Origin of the sequence: Rhizobium esperanzae (assembly GCF_014197615.1) — a bacterium.
GTDB classification, from domain to species: Bacteria; Pseudomonadota; Alphaproteobacteria; order Rhizobiales; family Rhizobiaceae; genus Rhizobium; species Rhizobium esperanzae_A.
In genome coordinates, this window is the sequence record NZ_JACIFY010000002.1 from 243,008 (window position 1) to 260,506 (window position 17,499).

General features: G+C 58.8%; 16 protein-coding genes and 1 pseudogene. 7 read left to right on the forward strand and 10 right to left on the reverse strand.

The annotated features are described in order from the left end of the window. Positions 1-2 precede the first annotated feature (2 nt). The 3 genes from GGD57_RS03755 (at position 3) to GGD57_RS03765 (ending at position 1,910) form a co-directional block, all read left to right on the forward strand. On the forward strand, positions 3-563 hold the full coding sequence (locus tag GGD57_RS03755; RefSeq protein ID WP_184466974.1) for a slr1658 superfamily regulator: 561 nt from the start codon (positions 3-5) through the stop codon (positions 561-563). A 7-nt stretch (positions 564-570) separates the two neighbouring features. Beyond that, positions 571-909 carry a slr1659 superfamily regulator gene (locus GGD57_RS03760; protein ID WP_126911060.1) on the forward strand — a complete coding sequence of 113 codons (339 nt, stop codon included), beginning with the start codon at positions 571-573 and terminating at the stop codon, positions 907-909. A 335-nt stretch (positions 910-1,244) separates the two neighbouring features. Further along, the gene (locus GGD57_RS03765) at positions 1,245-1,910 is read left to right on the forward strand and encodes a hypothetical protein (RefSeq protein WP_184467407.1); all 666 of its coding nucleotides are present in this window, start codon (positions 1,245-1,247) and stop codon (positions 1,908-1,910) included. 202 nt (positions 1,911-2,112) lie between these two features. Here GGD57_RS03765 and GGD57_RS03770 read toward each other — a convergent pair whose 3' ends face one another. Both GGD57_RS03770 and tnpC read right to left on the reverse strand, forming a co-directional pair. Continuing rightward, entirely contained in the window at positions 2,113-2,289 is a 177-nt protein-coding gene (locus tag GGD57_RS03770; RefSeq protein ID WP_184466977.1) for a hypothetical protein, read from the reverse strand. 238 nt (positions 2,290-2,527) lie between these two features. Beyond that, positions 2,528-3,171: pseudogene (gene tnpC, locus GGD57_RS03775) on the reverse strand (IS66 family transposase); the annotation flags it as partial. 466 nt (positions 3,172-3,637) lie between these two features. On the opposite strand from tnpC, the gene GGD57_RS03780 reads away from it, so the two are divergent. Further along, the gene (locus GGD57_RS03780) at positions 3,638-4,315 is read left to right on the forward strand and encodes a glutathione S-transferase family protein (protein ID WP_184466979.1); all 678 of its coding nucleotides are present in this window, start codon (positions 3,638-3,640) and stop codon (positions 4,313-4,315) included. 382 nt (positions 4,316-4,697) lie between these two features. Here GGD57_RS03780 and GGD57_RS03785 read toward each other — a convergent pair whose 3' ends face one another. Beyond that, positions 4,698-7,481, reverse strand: coding sequence for a bifunctional diguanylate cyclase/phosphodiesterase (locus tag GGD57_RS03785; protein WP_184466981.1), 2,784 nt, complete (start codon positions 7,479-7,481; stop codon positions 4,698-4,700). A gap of 357 nt (positions 7,482-7,838) precedes the next feature. Between GGD57_RS03785 and GGD57_RS03790 the strand changes: the two genes are divergently transcribed. From GGD57_RS03790 to GGD57_RS03800, 3 genes are all read left to right on the forward strand, one after another. Next, positions 7,839-8,513 carry a hypothetical protein gene (locus GGD57_RS03790; RefSeq protein WP_184466983.1) on the forward strand — a complete coding sequence of 225 codons (675 nt, stop codon included), beginning with the start codon at positions 7,839-7,841 and terminating at the stop codon, positions 8,511-8,513. A gap of 259 nt (positions 8,514-8,772) precedes the next feature. Continuing rightward, positions 8,773-9,066, forward strand: a complete 294-nt coding sequence (locus tag GGD57_RS03795; protein ID WP_184466985.1) for a hypothetical protein — start codon at positions 8,773-8,775, stop codon at positions 9,064-9,066. A gap of 150 nt (positions 9,067-9,216) precedes the next feature. Further along, positions 9,217-9,819 (forward strand): hypothetical protein, encoded by a 603-nt coding sequence (locus tag GGD57_RS03800; RefSeq protein ID WP_184466987.1) that lies wholly within the window; start codon positions 9,217-9,219, stop codon positions 9,817-9,819. Positions 9,820-10,141: 322 nt separating this feature from the next. Here the strand turns inward: GGD57_RS03800 and GGD57_RS03805 are convergent, their stop codons facing one another. From GGD57_RS03805 to GGD57_RS03835, 7 genes are all read right to left on the reverse strand, one after another. Continuing rightward, positions 10,142-10,738: a hypothetical protein gene (locus tag GGD57_RS03805; protein ID WP_184466989.1), complete on the reverse strand. Its 597-nt coding sequence runs from the start codon at positions 10,736-10,738 to the stop codon at positions 10,142-10,144. A 211-nt stretch (positions 10,739-10,949) separates the two neighbouring features. Further along, positions 10,950-12,038, reverse strand: a complete 1,089-nt coding sequence (locus GGD57_RS03810; RefSeq protein ID WP_184466991.1) for a Shedu immune nuclease family protein — start codon at positions 12,036-12,038, stop codon at positions 10,950-10,952. Beyond that, positions 12,035-12,226, reverse strand: coding sequence for a hypothetical protein (locus GGD57_RS03815; protein WP_184466993.1), 192 nt, complete (start codon positions 12,224-12,226; stop codon positions 12,035-12,037). The genes GGD57_RS03810 and GGD57_RS03815 overlap by 4 nt, the downstream gene beginning before the upstream one ends. Positions 12,227-12,258: 32 nt before the next feature. Continuing rightward, positions 12,259-14,391 carry a beta-galactosidase gene (locus tag GGD57_RS03820; protein WP_184466995.1) on the reverse strand — a complete coding sequence of 711 codons (2,133 nt, stop codon included), beginning with the start codon at positions 14,389-14,391 and terminating at the stop codon, positions 12,259-12,261. Between the two features lie 18 nt (positions 14,392-14,409). Next, entirely contained in the window at positions 14,410-15,555 is a 1,146-nt protein-coding gene (locus GGD57_RS03825) for an ABC transporter ATP-binding protein (protein WP_184466997.1), read from the reverse strand. Positions 15,556-15,595: 40 nt separating this feature from the next. Continuing rightward, positions 15,596-16,447 carry a carbohydrate ABC transporter permease gene (locus GGD57_RS03830; protein ID WP_184466999.1) on the reverse strand — a complete coding sequence of 284 codons (852 nt, stop codon included), beginning with the start codon at positions 16,445-16,447 and terminating at the stop codon, positions 15,596-15,598. Next, positions 16,447-17,331, reverse strand: a complete 885-nt coding sequence (locus GGD57_RS03835) for a carbohydrate ABC transporter permease (protein ID WP_184467001.1) — start codon at positions 17,329-17,331, stop codon at positions 16,447-16,449. Before GGD57_RS03835 ends, GGD57_RS03830 begins: the two co-directional genes overlap by 1 nt. Positions 17,332-17,499: the final 168 nt, after the last annotated feature.

A 17,499-nucleotide genomic window follows, 5' to 3' on the forward strand; every position in this document is an offset into this window, starting at 1 on the left:
ACATGACGCCAACGGTCTACGGCATCGAATCTCTGACTGACATAAGCCTGGATTCCGGCACGCGCCTGACCTTGACGGACGGCCCGCTTCAACTGGGATGGAAGCACTCGGGAATGACGGCTGACTTCATAGCGCAGGTCATGGCGCTGCAATATTCGCGTTCGAAGAAAGACTACGTGCAGGCGCATCATGACATCGGATACCTCAGCAACGAGCTGATCGAAAACGCCGTGAAGTTTCGACAGCCTGGCGAGATCCTCATTGAAGCCGGCATATTCCAGGGAAGCTTTTTGATCCGGGTGAAAAACACCATCGATGGCGTGACATCCTCTCGCTTTCAGCAGTTGCTGCATCGCTTTCAATCGAGAGACCCCGGCGAACTTCTTCTTGAGCAAATCGAAACCAACGCCATATCGCCGGCAAGCGGTTCGGGCTTGGGATTGCTGACACTTCTCAGCGACTACGACGCAAAAATGGCCTGGGCATTCGAAGGGAGTGACGACCAGCCTGTCATACTGACGACGACTGCAGCCGTGGCGATGCCGCCCTCCTCCAATCTGTGAGCGACGAATGGAAATCAGCGACGAAAATTTCCGCGTATGGGCGGAGCAAAACGAAGTCTATTTCGACGGCGTCTTCCGGCTGGCCGGACCGGACGCCTATGCACCCATTTATTCATTGATAACAGCCCTGCTCCATGAGGGGCACAAACAGGTGACGTTCAATCTCACCGGCCTCGAGTTCCTCAATTCCTCGGGCATCAATCTGCTTGCCAAGTTGACGATCGAAGCCAGAAAGATGGGCGACCTGCTGCTTGTCGTTAAAGGCACCAATCAATATCCCTGGCAAGCCAAGTCGCTGCCGAATTTAAAGAAGCTGCACCCGCTTCTCGATTTGCGTTTGGCGTGAGTCGAGAAGGTAGATGATGGGTTGGCCCCACGACGCCGGTGGGCGCCGTGGGGATGCTCGGCTCAAGGCCATTGCTGTCCGGTTCGGACCGCCGTGTGGGGCACCTTCTCCACCCTCATTCCTATGTTCGTCACAAGGGAGACGTAAGCGATATCGCCTCGCCGCGGCCCGGCTGATGATATGGATTTGTTCAGTATTTCAAGTTGTTTAGGACCATAGTCCGACCGGCATCGGACCTCGGGCCGATGTGGAAGACGCAAACAAGGTCTAACCTCCGACATCTCCACACGCGATGCACCCACATCGCGCTTGATGATCCGATCCGGAGGAAGATGATGCGGATAGTAACCTTAGCGTCCTTGGCCGCGCTCTCGCTGGCCCTTGCAGCAAGCCCGGCAACCATTGCAGGCTTCGACATGTCAGCACTGGCGAAAGACGGTGGTAACGGTGGTGGCAATGGCGGCGGCAACGGTGGTGGAAATGGTGGCGGCAACGGCGGCGGCAATGGCAACAGCGGCCATGACAGCGGCAACCACGGCAGCAGCAACCAGGGGCACGGCTCAACCCATGGCAACTCCTCAGGTGTGAAAGGCAAATCCGCCGAGGCAGGCGGCAAGTCCAAGTCTGCCAGGGATGACGACACCAAAACCGTCACGAAAGAGAAGAACCTCTCGGCGCAGATGGCCGGCCTGAACTCTCTGAAGCGGAATTACAAGGCGTTGATGCATACGTCGGACCGACGCATGACCGCCATTTCGGCCTATGCAATGGCCTATGCCCAGTACGAAATCGACAATGGAACCGAGCCTGCATCCGATGATCCTCTGTTGGGGGACGCGGCACTGGAGCAGGCATTGGCTTCCGCAACGAAAACCGGTCAGGTCAGCCCGGCTGTTCTGGATGAAGCCAAGACCATTCTTGGAGTTGGCGACGCGAATGGAAAGATTGATCAAATCCGCACCTCGCTGGAAAACGTCCCCCGGCAAACGTCAGACGAATAGCCGCGAGTGAGGTGCAGGCGGTGCGAAGCGCCCCAGAATGGCTCCGCACTAAATTAAGAGAGCATTTCCGTCTTTGTTAGTGTGACGGAAATGCTCTTTTTTTTGCAATTTCGAGCGCGAACCTGCTGTCGGAGAGTAAACGCGAATTTCTACGCACCCTTTGCTGTTGAGTGTCCGCGATGTTGCGAGGCCACACGCCATGTCAAACTGGCGGTTTTTGATTGATGCCTGAGTGTAGCGCATCTCTAATTTCTATTGCAGCTTCGACGAACTTCTCGAACTCGTTTGTATCGAAGGGGTAGTATTGATGGTTGCCTGCGGCGTTGGAGGCAAGGACAACAAAGACACCGTCACGGTCGCGCTTGATGCGGAAGGACATTACGCACTTTCCGTTCATGAGAGGAACGTCAGATCGCCGTATTATCTGCCCGGTCATTACCCTTTTTATGGACTTAAATAATCCTGCCATATTAACCTTTCGATTCCCGAGACGCCCTGCACAGAGCAAACTTTATCGCTCTATGTATCACCGTGTTGACGGGATCAAAAGTAAGCGCGATTCCTCCGCACGTTGACGCCGCCTTTCGGCGCGTGGTTTCGGAAGGTGTCGCGCTGGATCAGGCGGCAGTGGCGGCTTTGGCGAAGTTGAAGGGCAGCACGTCGTCGATATCGGCGTCAACAGCGCGCTGAGGTAGTTCGGTGAGGACGTGGCGCAACCAGGCTACGGCTCGACCCGTGAGGCGCGGCAGGTCAGCATTAGGCTGTAGACGATGGCACTGGCCTTGGCTCCGTCGACGGTATCGCTGAACAACCAACTCTTTCTGCCAGTTGCAAAAATCCTGATGTCACACTCCAGAAGATTGTTGTCGATCGGCATACTGCCGTCCTCGGTGTAGCGCGTCAGATAGTCCCATTGGTTCAGAGTGTAGGACACAGCGTCGCCGAGCTTGCGGTCAGGCAAGACCTTCGAGGCAATGTCGTCGAGCCATGCCTTGAGGACACTCAGGATGGGAACACTATGTTGCTGGCGGAAGCGGCGAATGCAGTGATCTCGCGTTTCGCCATCATCGAGGATTTCGTTCCGCGCCTGCCTTTCAACCCGGTAGAGCAGTTCGAAGAACCGGAACGCCTGTTCCGACGGGCCGCCGCCTTTCTTCCTTGCTTTGAGGGCATCGACGAAGCACCGCCTGGAATGGGCCATGCATCCAAGATGCGTTGCCTCTTCCAGCGTACGCCAGGCGGAGTAGCCGTCGCTCATCACGGCGTCGCCCGTTCCGGCCAACAAGCCTCACCCGCAGTTTCTGCTCATCTTCTTCCATCACTTGGTGTCCACCTAATTTGGTGGACACCTCATGCATCAGAGCACTCAACGGCAAAAGGTGCGGGAAAATTCGCGCTTACGTCGGAGACCGATGCCGGCAGCCCCTTCATCGTTTTGACCGGGAGAAGGGGATATGCCGCACCCTCTCCGTCTCTCGCCAAGGTCTCGCAGGGCAAGCCCCTCGCCCCGGTTGCCGGGATAGCGGTGTCTCGGCCACCTCTTGACCAAGATGCTCCAGGGCGTTCCGAAGATTGCCGTCATTGACGGGACGGCTGCGCCTATTGGCCAAGGAGACAATCGGCTCGGCAAATCGATATAGTTGATCCCGGCACGCCCCTGAATCGCCCTCACGGCACTCGGGAAGCGCTCACCATTGGCAGACGTGCAGTCAACGAGGGAGAGCCCGATGTACATTCTTTTTGGTGGTGACTTCACCCGTGCAACGCTCGTTCAATGGGTTCTCGAAGAAGGCAAGATCGAATACGAGCTTAGAAAAATCGACATTATCAGCGGCGAGCACCGTTCCGCGGAATTCCTCGCCATAAACCCGGCCGGTTTGGTGCCGGTGCTGATTACCCCGGAAGGCGACGCGCTCTATGAGGTCGCAGCACTGATGTTGTATCTGGCTGAGCGGCACCAGCTCACGGAACTGGCTCCGACATCGACCGACCCGGACAGGGGGCATTTTCTCTCCGCGATATTCCATATCGCCGGGGACATACAATCCGAGATGAAGCGTTTCCATTTTCCGCACCGCTTTTCCCTGAGAAGCGAAGACAACGGCGGAATTCAGGATTTGGCAAAGTCGCTCGTCATGAGCCGATTGAACGTGATGAACACCAGACTGGCGCAACGAGGTCCCTACGTCCTGGGAACTCGATTTTCCCTTGCGGATTTCTATCTGTGTTTTTGGATCGCATACCTCGACCGCAAAGCCGTATGCACGCAGCTTCCCTCGATTGCCCAGCTTTACGATTTGGTTCGCGCTCGCCCGACTGCAACTCCGTATCTCGAAGAGACCGAGAGCATGGCAGACGCCTATGCGGAGATGATGAGACAGAATCCGAGCGGCGTTATTTCCTGACCGAATCTTGCGCCGTTGTCCTGCTGGAATGGCAGAGTTCTCGGGGCCTGCCTGTTTCCGGAATGGGCCGACAAGAGCTTTAGACAGGCATTGCCCTGAGGGCTATTTCCGCGGGAGGGCGCCCTCAATCCGGCTGCTGCCGCCGATCAAGTTCGGCCCCACTCAAGACCCCTCCCCAACCCCTCCCCACAAGGGGGAGGGACTAACCTGCCGGGCTCTTTTCGCTCTCGCCGCAACGTCTCGTCCGAACGAACGCTCGCTTTGGCATGAGGCGATGCCCCAAGCTAAGTCCCTCCCCCTTGTGGGGAGGGGTTGGGGAGGGGTTTTCACCGCATATGAAACCAGAGCCGATGTAGGTGGTCCTGTCTCTTCCGAAGACGCCTCAAGCCGCCTTCTCAACCCCCGGCGCGCGCATCGCCTGCGGCTTCCCAAGCAGATAACCTTGCGCCTCGTCGCACTGTTCTTCGAGAAGCGTGTCCAGCTGTGCCTGGGTTTCCACGCCTTCCGCCAGCACCGGCACCTCCAGGCTGCGGCCGAGGGCCAGGATGGCGCGGACGATTGCCTTGGATTGGGCGTTGCTTTCGACCTCGGCCATGAAGCTCTTGTCGAGCTTGATCTTGTCGAAGGGGAAGGAGCGCAGGGTTTCCAGCGAGGAATAGCCGGTGCCGAAATCGTCGATGGCGATCGAGACGCCGAGCGCCTTCATCTCGCGCATGGTGCCGAGCGCCTTGTCCTTGTCGATGATGATGGAGCTTTCGGTGATCTCGATTTCGAGGCGGCGTGGGTCGAGGCCGGTTTCGGCAAGGATGCCAGCGATAACGGCCGCCATGTCGGCATGGCCGAGCTGGACGGGCGAGAGGTTGACGGCGATCTTGTGGCCGTTGCTCCAGCTCGCCGCCTCCCGGCAGGCTTCGCGCAGCACCCATTCGCCGATCGGCAGGATGGCGCCGCATTCCTCGGCAAGGCCGATAAAATCCATCGGCGGGATATTGCCGCGTTCGTGATGCTTCCAGCGCAGCAGAACCTCGTATCCGGTGATCTCACCCGTGCTCACCGATTTCTGCACCTGATAATGCAGATGCAGCTCGTTGCGATCGATGCAGGCCCAGAGATCGTTGGCGAGCGCGCGGCGGCGGCGCGCGGTCTCGTCCATGGCAGCCTCGTAGAAGCAGACCTTCTGTAGCAGGGATTGCTTGGCGCGGTACATGGCAAGGTCGGCATTGGCGAGAAGCCCGTCGACGCTCTCGGCATCGCTCGGATAGATCGCCACACCAAGGCTGGCGCCGGTCTTGATCTCGAAGCCGTCGACGGAAATCATGCCGACCAGAGCGCCTTCCAGGCGCGCGATGAAATCATGCAGGGCGCTGAGATCGTCGAAGCGCCTGGTCGCGGCGAACTCGTCGCCGCCGAAGCGGGCGATGAATTCGCCCTCCTGCAGCGCCTCGCCGAGACGGCGCGTCAGCTCGACCAGCACCAAGTCGCCGGTGCCGTGGCCGTGCTGGTCGTTGACCTCCTTGAACTTGTCGAGATCGATGCCGATGACCGCGACCTTGCCCCTCACCCGGTCCGCGACCATCATCTCCTCGGCGACGCGCTCGCCGAACTGCAGCCGGTTCGGCAGGCCCGTCAGCGCATCGTGCATGGCGAGGAAGGCGACCTGCTCCTCGGATTTCACGCGATCGGAAATATCCTCGAAAGTGACGACCCAGCCGCCATTCGGCAGGATATTGACATGCTGCTGGATGGAGATGCCGCTCGGATATTTGTGCACCGCGCTGCCGGCGCCGCCCCTGATCAGCGCCATGTTCCTGATATAATGGGCCTCGGCCCGCGCCGCCGCTTCCGCCGCATCCTCGGTGTTGGCGGCATAGCCGATTTCGACGATCTGCCGGTAGGCCATGCCCTGATGCACCGACCCTTCGGGAAATTTGAAGATTTCGAGATAGCGCTTGTTGCACAGCACCAGGCGCTCGTCTCCATCGAACATGCAGATGCCCTGCCCGATGTTTTCGAGCGCGATATCGAGATTGCGGGTGACCTCCTCGATCCGGTCGGCATCCGCCTTCTGCTTGCTGTTATCCTTGGTGATCTTCGCATAACCGATCAGCACGCCGGTTTCGTCATGGATCGCATCGATGACGACATAGGCCCAGAAGGAGGAGCCGTCCTTGCGATAACGCCAGCCCTGGGCTTCGAACTTGCCTTCCCGGCGGGCAGTTTCCAGCGCCCGCTGCGGCAGACCGTTCCTGCGGTCTTCCTGCGAATAGAACAGCGAGAAATCCTTGCCGACGATCTCATCGGCGCTGTAGCCCTTGGTGCGCTCGGCCCCGGCATTCCAGTTGCTGACCTTGCCATCCGGATCGAGCATGTAGATGGCGTAATCGGTCACGCCCTGGACGAGCAGCTTGAAATTGCGCTCCGCCTTGGCGCTCTTGGCCTCCGAGCGCACGGCGAAGCTGGCGGCGGCAAAACCCGCCGCCAGCAGCGAAAAGGTGACGGCGGCGATCGTCACCACCATGATAGCGGGCGAAATCAGCGTCGCGGGATCGAGCGCCACCACGCCCGGCGTGACCGTCACGCCCGCCATCGCGGTGAAATGCAGCGCGACGACGCCTGACGTCAACAGAAGTGTGGGCGCAAGCCCGCGCAAGATCGGCCGCTCGCCCCTGCCCGCAAACCGAAAGGCGGCGATCGAAAAGACGATGCCGAGAACGATCGACGCCGTCACGAACTGCTTGTCCCAGGAAATCTCTCCCGGAAATTCGATGGCCAGCATGCCGGTAAAATGCATCGACGCGATGCCGGCGCCGAAGAGCACGCCCGCCAGAATATTCGCCACCCACCTGTCATAACCGATCTTGGCCGCAACAGCGCCGGTCGTCGCCACGATCGCGACCAGCAGCGAAACCAGCGTCAGCCCGGCATGATAGCCGACGACCACACCGGGATCATAAGCCAGCATGGCAACGAAATGCGTTGCCCAGATCCCGAATCCACCCGCCGCCCCCGCCGTCAGCAGCCACACCCACCGCGCAGCACCCGCGGACGATGTCGCCCGATCGAGCAGAACCATCGCGCAATGGCTGGCGAGAAAGCAGATCAAACCCGCAAGCCCGACCAGCGCGAGATTATGCTGCTCGGTGATGCATGTCAGCACGGTGAACATGGAACGAGACCCTCGATGTGCGGGTGACGCTATGGGGCGGGCGCTTAAGGAAGGTTGAAACGAAGCGGGCGGCGAGTGCGGAAATGCCGGTGTTTGGGAGGGTTGGGCGTGGGGTTGTGAGATTAGGGTTTATCGCGCGTGTCTTAGTATGGTGAATGGATTCTCGACTGACGCGGAGGGCGAGGCCCCGCGAAATAGGGCTTGCCCTGCCCCACCGCGACAGGTGCAGGTAGATCCGATACTCGTGCGCAAGACGACCCGATAGCCGATCAACCCAGGGAAGAGCCGCATTGACGCCGACGGCGTCACGATGGACTGATAGATCTTTGAGGACGTGCAAATTGGGGACGGGTTTGGATGAAAAATTTCTTATCGTTATGTGCGGGGGTTGGGTTTCTCGCAACAGCAGCGATCGCACAGGATGCGGCGCCGGGATCGATCGAGGAGTTAATGAATTACCTTGCGAGCACCAACCCGTTTGCCCACGCGATTTTCACGGATCATATGGATGAAGCAAGGGAGATACACGCGAAGTTCCAGGCAGGAGACGAGGAGGCCGCATCGAAGGCGACGTTCGATATGGTTCGAAAATACGGCCAAGTGGCATTCTCGGCTGCCAGCGACGCTTCTGCAATCGAGGTGCTGAAGAAGACCGGCGATGTCTTTGATGCTCTGGGCGATCACTATCCGCGAGGGTGCATGGAGTTTGCTCGGAATGACATCTCTTCCCAAGCGCTGAGCATTCCCAGCGTGAATGAGGCCTATTGGCAGTATCAAGAGGCTGCGCGTGTTGCATATGAGGATGGAAAGCTCCGCAAGCCGATTCCACGGATGGAGATCGGAGATATGTTTCAGGTAGTTACCGAGGATCTAAACGTGAGCAGAGCCGAGTTGCACACCTTGCTAAATCCAGAAAACGCTCCGGCCATCGAACTGTGCGCAATCCTAAGAAAGCAGGTCAACATATCAGCCGTGCGGGAGCCATTGCGCGGCCAATACGCGAGGGCCAACTTAACTTCCAAAAAGAAATAAGCAGCTCCGCATTGCGGCAGAGAAATGATGACCCGCTTCGTTCGCCTGTTTCTGGTGGCCTCCGTCCTCGGCGGCTGCGCCTATCATTTTTGCCCCGCACCGCCCATAAAGCACGCAGTGATTGAGTATGATTCCTGCTGCGGGGATCGCACCAAAGAACTGCGGCCGGGACAGACACCGTGACCGCCATTGACACCGCAACCCTCCTCAAGGACGCCGCCGCCGGATCCAGGAGATTTCCACCGATGGGGAAGTTTGATTGAGTGAAGATCAATTTCAACTGTGGCTGCCCTTCTGCGTCGTGGGCGGCATTTGCGCTTATTGCTGGTATTGGTGCATCACATCGATCATTTTTTACCGCAACAACGGCTTCGATTTCAGCAAAGAATTCGGGCCCAAAATCTATTGGGGACGTTATGCACATGATCGCTTCTTGGTGAAGCCGAAAGCGAAGTTCTTTATCGCTCTGCCTTTTGCGGTCGCGATAAGCTCTTTTTTGACGATATTTTTTGCTTTGGATCTGATGGGAATTATCAAACATTGCGTCGGTTGAGGACGGTAGCAGCCGGCGGATTGTTTGAGAAGAATACGTATCTGCCGGTTCATGATCTGGATGAAGACGGCGGAATGGATGGGACGGCTTGACCAAAAATGGGACAATTTCATCCAAGCATAGTAGCGGACTTGGATGAGGGAATCTGGGATGTCGATCTTGCTAAGAAGCTTGTCGCTACTGGTTGGAATAACATTGGCGGTACCAGCCTTTGGCAATTGCTTAACCGCCAATGAGACCAAACAGGGCGTGCTGCTGACCAGAGAAGCGCCTTTCTATTCCGTCTTCTACAAGCCGGACGGCCCGGGTCTCACCGAACAACGGCTGATGGAGCGCGACGGTTCGCTGCAGCCGGTGTCGGCTGTATATCTGCACCCTCTGCTCGTCGAAAAGAGAGTGAGTGCCAGCGGGACGCATGAGCTGAAATACGCGAATGCGATTGCGTTAGACGATCTACCAGAGAAGAAGAACTGGCAATCCGACACCACGCTTTTCATCAATGGCAAAAAATCCGATTCAGGCACGACTTTTATGAGGTTCGACGGCTTGGGAGAGGAAACGATTGCATCTTGTTCCTACAAAGTCTGGGTCATCAACAGCCGTCTGAAACTGGCGGAATTGCCTCCGATTATCTTCGAACAATACTATTCCCCCGAGCTTCATCTCGTTCTTCGTTCGGTGAGACTGAGCGCCTCCGACCGGCCGTTGAGCGAGGTTCGATTTGATCGGTTCCAAATTGGCTGGGGCAACTAGGGGAGACATTGAGTCTCCTCGATCAACGCAGACAGCCCGCTCTCTAAGGCTTGTAAGCGATGATGGGCGCTCCCTGCCTGCCACTCTGTCGTCGCGACACTGGCATTGGGTGTTTACCGCGAGACATTTGGGCTTTTCACCCAGGGATCGCGGCGCGACCAGTTGTTGGCGGCTTCGCGCCAATAGCGGTCATCAGCAACGACAAATACCTATCTCCACTACGGAGGAAACAATGGTGTTCATAAGAATTCCATGCGGGGGGGTCGCGTATGGGTATGCCGTGCGTCAGGCCCTGCGCCCAACTTCGCGAAGCGAGGTCTGTTCAGTTCAGGCTCAAGTCATGCGCGTACACCCCGAGACGCGTTCCCCAGCCGCGTACGAAGACGCCGATGCCTGGTGACAGGCGTGATCTAATGTCATCAGGGACGTTGCACACTTGGCCGACAAGAAAAGGCGTGTCCTCCAACTTCACTGCAGAGTAGCAGTTCTTTCCCAGGCGATCGGCTAGTCCATGTACCTTGAACGGAAGCGCAACTACATCGCCTGCGATCACTGGGAGCAGCAACGGCCAAATGAACAGGATACTGCCTCCCATAAAATAACCCAAAAACGGGCCGACTATGACACCGAGGACGCGCTTCAGTTTGCTCATTCCTGCGCCACCTTTCCAAACAATCCAGACAAAAAGCGCGGCGGATAGGGAGCCCACAATGACACGCAGAGGATTTGTCCGTGCCAACCACTCGGCAGACGGAATGAAATTGGAACCGATCACCACAACCGACGAAACAAAGCCAAGCAAAAACCAGGAGCAAACAAAAATCGCGAAGAAAACCCGCAATTTTTTTTGCTTAGTCGAACCTTTCATGAATGCCTCGTGAAATAATGTTCTTGTTTTTTGGGAGCGCAGATAATTCACTCTTATAGCCTTCTTGCGAAGGCAGATGCAGGCGCGGCTGCGATGTGATGGCTTAGCGCTCAGAAGCGTCATAGGCAATAATCAACGACCGCAATTGACCGACAGCGGTCCACCCAACCCCTCCATCGTCAATGGAATGAAGAGCGTAAAAGCGCATTTGAGTCCCGAACAGACAAGCTTCTTTAATCGGTCGGAAGATGATGCCCGCCAGTCAGAAGGACTGATCGTCGTCCTGCACTTCGTCGCTAACGGTCTCTACGATACAGCGAGCGCGGTGATACAACTCGTCAAAAGTTAGGATCTCGGGCGAACGGATGTTCCGCCTAAATAGCTCGAAACAAGTAATTTTGTCATCGTTACCTGCGAGCTCATTCAGATGACCCACGACGAGGTAGCTGCGCGGCTCGATCGAATACACCACCTCCCCTGTGTCGTTCCCCCACTCGTCTTTTAGATGCTCACGAAAACGGTCGCGAGCAAACTCATATGCAGTCTTCTGAACCTGCGTGACTGCGTTCGATACCTCTTGGGAAATCCCCCAGCAACCCGAACGATACAAATCAGGCTGGAGCAAATCGGTGCTGCTCTTTTTCAGTTCGACCAAGACGAATTGACTGATTTCAGCGCGGGTCCGCATAAGCGCGTCGGCACGCTTGCCGCTTCGGTCAAAGGTGTTGCCGGTCGTTGTTTTCTCGAGTTTACCACCCAGGCCGTCGAGAAAAATGTAATTAAGTCCGTGCCCAAATATCCAAGGATTAGCTTCGAAAAAAGTCTGCCAACTGCGCTCGTTTCCGGATTCAGAAAGACGTTGTTCAAACTCAGCGAGCGCCTGCCGCTTCGACGCCACCGCATACACGTCAGTATGGAGTTCAGGCGCCTCGGCCAGCTTCGCCAGTAACTCCGGTCCCTTTGTGCTCTTAAGGATCGTTCCAAGCGCACCGAGGTTAAGGTCATCAAGCGACAGCCGCATGCCCTGTTCGTCGCTCAGATCAATTCGCGAGATCACAGCCAGAAACTGATTGATCTGCGAAAGCTGAAATTGGTTGACCTTCACCTCACCGTCGGCGCTCCAACCAAACCTCGCGTGGTGTTTCATCTTGGTAATCTTGAAAGTGCCGAAATCGCCGCGATCCCGCACCCAAAACGCGCTTATAGCCAATTTGCATTTGGGGGTGACATTAACCTCGCCAATGAAGTCCTCGCTCTCGCCAACGATCGTCGCGTATGCGCCTTGGCGGGTGGGGTGTTTGTAAAGCTGGTTGGGCTTGTAATTTTTGAGATATTCGGTGTCGTCGCTCATGTAAAAACGATACCATCAGTTGCAATGCTTTCAAAGCTGAGAGGAATGCGCTCAGCTTGATGAATCCGCCCAACATCGCGCGTCTTCACCGCGGCGCGATCCAGCGAATCCGGACTGCCGGGTGAGCCGTGGGCGAACTCATCACCGCGGCCGTCGCGGATGCCCGCGCCATGAGCGCCAGCGGACATCCTTTGTCATCACCCTTCAGCACGCCGTCCCCTCACCCCTCCAACTCCACAATCGCACACCCATACCCCTCAAGCTCCAGCGCCCCCTTCACCATCTTCTCCCCATCCAGCAAATCCCGCCCGGCCGGCACGCCACCCACCGTCACAGCCTGATCCATATAATTCTGCACGAACAGCAGCCGCCTCTCCTCATTCATCCGCATCGTCACCTCCACGCCCTCCGGCAGCCCACCCACCAGCGGCTCCACGCCGGCCGGCGCAAACAGCCGTTCCGTCAGCGCTTCCGTCAGTTCCGGCGTGAGATACGTCCCGAGATAGACCACCTGCCCCTTGCCGACCTTGCGGGAGGTCGCCATCGGCTGGCCTTCGGCGTAGCGGTTGGACCAGGCGGCGATGACCTCGACGTCGGGGGCGATGGTGAGGTTTTCGTAGAAGTGGCCGGCGGCCATTTCGCGGTTGCCGATCTTGAAGCGGCGGACGCGGCGGTGACTTTCGGCCGGTTTGTTCGGCGGGATGACGAGGCCGCCGGAGCGCTCCATCACATCGAAGAGGCCGTTGGCGCCGGGGGCGGCGAGACGGCCGAAATCTTCGACGCGCACGCCCGTCAGCCTGGAAAGCGCAGTACCGGGTGCGGTTTCGCGGATGACGTGGTTATCCCCAGTGCGCGTGCCGGTGCGTGCGCCGATGACGACGGTGCCGCCGGATGCGGCGAAGGCTTCGAGCTTGGCCGTCCATTCGTCCTTCCACATCACCCAATGGGGGACATAGAAGAGCTTCAGCCTGGAAAGATCGTCCTCCGGATGGATGAAACCGCAGGCGATGCCCCTGTCATAGCAGTGCTGATGCAGCAGGATCGCGTCGTCCTGCGGGCTCGGCAGGCCGATCGGATAGGTCTTGTGGGCTTCCTGATTGTCGAAATCGGAGCCGGCGATCCCGACATCCATGCGGACATAGGTGCCGAGGATCTTGTCTTTGAGCGCCGTCATCTCGGTCGCGAAGCGCGTGGCCTCCTCATAGCGGTGGCGGCCGATATCGTCATGGTCGATGATGCCCATCCAATAGATCTCGGCGCCGAAATGGGCGGGCCGCCAGCGGAAGAACATCAACCCGTCAGCACCGTGCGCGACCGAGGACAGCGCCATGCGGCGCAGTTCGCCCGGCTCCGGCGTCAGCGTGCAGAAGCCCGGCTGGCTGCCGAAGCCCGATTGCTGCTCGGGCACGATGTAATTGCCGGAAAAGCCGCGGCAGATATCGAGATGCAGCGCCTGCACCTTGGCGTGGTTGCCGAGCCGCATGAACTCATCATAGAGCATGGGATAGATGTCGTAGCCGACGAAATCGAGATCCTTGCTGAACTGGCCGCGGAAATCGATGTCCCTCAAGCCACCGAGATTGTGGAAGACGAACCAGGAGGATTTCACATCTCTCAGGATCTCCACCTGATCGTGCTGGAAGCGCGCGGTGGAGAAGGCGAGGAAGCGGTGGTAATCCTGCAGATGGCCGGGGCTCGGGAAGGTCGGGCCGAATTCGATCGGCAGCACCACCTGATCGAAGCCGTCATAGGCCGTCGCCCAGAAATCGCCGCCCCAGGCGGCGTTGAGCTTTGATATCTCGCGGTATTTATCGGCAAGGAACAGCTGGAATTCGCTGAGCGTCGCCTGGGAAAAGCTCTCCGGCATGCTGGTGTTCAGCTCATTGTCGGTCTGCCAGCCGACAACATGGGGATTACCGCGATAATGCTCGGCCATCGCCCGGGTGATGCGCTTGCTGTGCTCGCGGAAGACGGGGCTTGCCGTATCGCAGTGCTGGCGCGAGCCGTGGCTCATCGGCCGGCCCTTGCCGTCGACCCTTAAAATTTCAGGGTGCGCCGCCGTCAGCCAGCGCGGCGGGGTCGCCGTCGGCGTGCACATGATCGTATCGATGCCGTGGCGCCCGAGGATCGAGATGGCGCGGTCGAAGAGATCGAAATCATAGGTGCCGAGCTTCGGTTCCAGAATATGCCAGGCGAATTCGGCCATGCGCACGACATTGAAGCCGGCTTTCGCCATGCGCTCGGCATCGCGCTCCCAGTAGCTTTCATCGACATGCTCGGGATAATGCGGCACGCCGACCAGGAAGCGGTCAGTCTTGACGGGGTTCCATGCGGAGAGGGTCTTGTCGGACACGGGCGTGGTCTTTCCTGATTATCTGTCGAGGATGGTTTTGCGGGCACTGATCGTGCGTCCGCCGTCGGATGAAAAGAGATAGAGTTCCCGGGCGTCGAGCTTCAGCGCGACATTCTGCTCGGCGGCAAAGGGCGCGACATAGCTGAGCTGCACGGTGATATTGCCGGTGCCGCTCTCCGAGGCGATGGTCCTGAGATTGCCGGCATCGACATAGAGGATGGTTTCGCGGCCGAGATGCTCGACGAGCCTGATCTGGCCATGGATCGCCCCGCCCTCGCCGCCATCGGCGACCATCGATATGTTCTCCGGCCGGACGCCGAGCGTCAGGCTGGCGCCTTTTTCAAGCGCTGTCGCCTCCGCCAGTTCCACCGTCACCGGCGTGAGGCCCGGGGCGGAGACGGTGACATTGCGGCCGGAGACGCCGTCGACGGTGACGCCGAGGAAATTCATCCTGGGCGCGCCGAGGAAGCCGGCGACGAAGAGATTGTCGGGATTGCGGTAGAGCTCCAGCGGCGAGCCGACCTGCTCGATGATGCCCTTGTTCAACACGACGATGCGGCTTGCCATGGTCATCGCCTCCACCTGGTCGTGGGTGACGTAGACCATGGTGGCGCCGAGCTCGGCATGCAGGCTGCTGAGTTCGACGCGCATCTGGGTTCTGAGCGCCGCATCGAGGTTCGACAACGGCTCGTCGAACAGGAAAACCTCGGGCGAGCGGGTGATCGCCCGGCCGATCGCCACGCGCTGGCGCTGGCCGCCGGAAAGCTGCTTCGGCCGCTTGTCGAGCTGGTCGGTGATCCTGAGGATTTTCGCCGCCCGCGCCACCGCCGCCTCGATCTCGGCCTTCGGGCGCTTGGCCATCCTGAGCCCGAAGCCCATATTCTCCGCCACCGTCATGTGCGGATAGAGCGCGTAGGACTGGAAGACCATGGCAATGCCGCGATCACCCGGCTCCTGTTTGCTGACATCGCGGCCGTTGATCAGGATCTGGCCGGAGGAAATCTGCTCCAGGCCGGCGATCGACTTCAGCAGCGTGGACTTGCCGCAGCCTGATGGACCGACCATGACGATGAACTCGCCTTGCGCGACCGAAAGGTCGATACCGCGCAGCGCATGATAGGCGCCGTAGTTCTTGTTGATCTCACGGAGTTCGAGACTGGTCATGTCTGGCTCTCTTCTGTTGAAACTGAAAACTGCCGGTTGCTCATCCCTTCACCGCCCCCATGGTCAGGCCGGCGATGAAGTGCCGCTGCATCAGGAAGAACATCACGACGGGCGGCACGGCGACGACGATGGTGCCTGCGGAAATCAGGTTCCAGGCCGAGACCCATTCGCCGCGTAGATTGGCAAGGCCTGCCGTGACCGGCTTGACGCTGTCGCTGACGGTGAGCACCACCGCCCAGAAATAGTCATTCCAGATGAAGGTGAAGATCAGGATGGCGAGCGCAGCGAGCGCCGGCCGCACCAGTGGGATCGCCACATGGATGAGCGTCTGGAAGGGCGAGGCACCTTCGGCGCGGGCCGCCTGGAACAATTCATCCGGCAGTGCGGCGATGAAATTGCGCATGAACAGTGTGGCAAAACCGGTCTGGAAGGCGACATGGAAGATGATCAGCGCCGCTGTCGTATCGATCAGATCGAGCTGCACCATCAGGTCGCGCACCGGGATCATCATGATCTGATGCGGCAGGAAATTGCCGCCGACGAACAGCGCGAAGATCAGCATGTTGCCGCGAAAGCGGTAGCGCGACAGCACGTAGCCGGCGAGTGTGCTCATCGTCAGCACACCGATCACCGAGGGAATGGTGATGATCAGGCTGTTGAGGAAGTAGCGGGCCATCGGCGTCTGCGTGAAGACGTCGGTATAATTTTCGATCACGCCGATGCCGGTCGGCCATCCCCACAGGTTGCCGCCCATGACATCCTCGGTCGTGCGGAAGGAGGTGAGAACGATGGCAAACAGCGGGCAGAGCCAGAGCAGCAGCACGATGACGACGGCAAACAGATAGATGCGACGCTGCCAGACGGCGGTCTCGGGAATGGGACTGGGATACATCAGCCTCCCCTCTCTTCGGTGCGAATGATGCGGCTGAGATACCAGACGATGAAAACGGCCATGATCACGAACAGGACCGAGGCGATCGCCGCGCCGTAGCCGAAGCGATAGGAGAAGATCGACTGTTCATACATCTGGTAGGCGAGAACCGAGGAGGAGCCGAACGGACCGCCCGATGTCATCACCGACACCATGTCGAAGGAGCGCAGCGCGCCAACGACGGTGACGGCAATGGCGATGAAGGTCACCTGGGTCAGCTGCGGCAGCACGATGTGCCAGAGCATGTTCCAGCCGCGCGCGCCATCGACGCGGCCCGCACCGATCAGCTCTTCGCTGAGATTGTTGAGGCCGGCGAGATAGAGCACCATGCAGAAGGTGATCTGCGGCCAGAGCGCTGCGATGACGATGGCGAAGGTGACGAAATGCTCGTCGGAGAGCACTGCCGGCGCCACCGCCCCGAAGGCCTTGAAGATCAGCGCCAGCAGCCCGAATTCCGGCGTATAGACCCAGGTGAAGACGACGCCGACCGTGACCGAGGCGAGCACCAGCGGAATGAAGAACAGCGACTTGAGGAAGCGCATGCCTGCGATCTTCTGATTGACCAGCAGCGCGATGGCGAGCCCGATCGGCGGGGCTGCCATGAACATGATCAGCCAGATCAGGTTGTTCTTCAGCGACACGTAGAATTGCGGATCGTTATAGAGCTCGACGTAATTGCCGAGCCCGATCCACACCATCGAGCCGAAGCCATCCCACTCGTGCAGGCTGATCCAGACGCTGCGCACCGCCGACAGCAGGATGACGGTGGAAAACAGCAGGATTGCCGGCGCGATGAGCAAAACCGGGGTCAGCCACCACCGCTGGCGGCGCCATAATGTCTGCATGTCAGGAGCCTCATGTTATTCGTATGAGCTTTTCTGCCCTCAGATCGCTGTCAAAGCCCGCCACCCCCTCCTTTCGTCATGCTCGGGCTTGTGCCCCAAGCATCTAACCCCGAACCGATAGGGCAGCAGATCCTCGGCACAAGGCCGAGGATGACGTCGAGTGGGGGG

What these genes read in the sequence shown, in the direction of transcription:
- GGD57_RS03755 (WP_184466974.1), top strand. Translation starts at nt 3, where the DNA reads ATGACGCCAACGGTCTACGGCATCGAATCTCTGACTGACATAAGCCTG.
- GGD57_RS03760 (WP_126911060.1), top strand. Translation starts at nt 571, where the DNA reads ATGGAAATCAGCGACGAAAATTTCCGCGTATGGGCGGAGCAAAACGAA.
- GGD57_RS03765 (WP_184467407.1), top strand. Translation starts at nt 1,245, where the DNA reads ATGCGGATAGTAACCTTAGCGTCCTTGGCCGCGCTCTCGCTGGCCCTT.
- GGD57_RS03770 (WP_184466977.1), bottom strand. Translation starts at nt 2,289, where the DNA reads ATGTCCTTCCGCATCAAGCGCGACCGTGACGGTGTCTTTGTTGTCCTT.
- GGD57_RS03780 (WP_184466979.1), top strand. Translation starts at nt 3,638, where the DNA reads ATGTACATTCTTTTTGGTGGTGACTTCACCCGTGCAACGCTCGTTCAA.
- GGD57_RS03785 (WP_184466981.1), bottom strand. Translation starts at nt 7,481, where the DNA reads ATGTTCACCGTGCTGACATGCATCACCGAGCAGCATAATCTCGCGCTG.
- GGD57_RS03790 (WP_184466983.1), top strand. Translation starts at nt 7,839, where the DNA reads ATGAAAAATTTCTTATCGTTATGTGCGGGGGTTGGGTTTCTCGCAACA.
- GGD57_RS03800 (WP_184466987.1), top strand. Translation starts at nt 9,217, where the DNA reads ATGTCGATCTTGCTAAGAAGCTTGTCGCTACTGGTTGGAATAACATTG.
- GGD57_RS03810 (WP_184466991.1), bottom strand. Translation starts at nt 12,038, where the DNA reads ATGAGCGACGACACCGAATATCTCAAAAATTACAAGCCCAACCAGCTT.
- GGD57_RS03815 (WP_184466993.1), bottom strand. Translation starts at nt 12,226, where the DNA reads ATGTCCGCTGGCGCTCATGGCGCGGGCATCCGCGACGGCCGCGGTGAT.
- GGD57_RS03825 (WP_184466997.1), bottom strand. Translation starts at nt 15,555, where the DNA reads ATGACCAGTCTCGAACTCCGTGAGATCAACAAGAACTACGGCGCCTAT.
- GGD57_RS03830 (WP_184466999.1), bottom strand. Translation starts at nt 16,447, where the DNA reads ATGTATCCCAGTCCCATTCCCGAGACCGCCGTCTGGCAGCGTCGCATC.
- GGD57_RS03835 (WP_184467001.1), bottom strand. Translation starts at nt 17,331, where the DNA reads ATGCAGACATTATGGCGCCGCCAGCGGTGGTGGCTGACCCCGGTTTTG.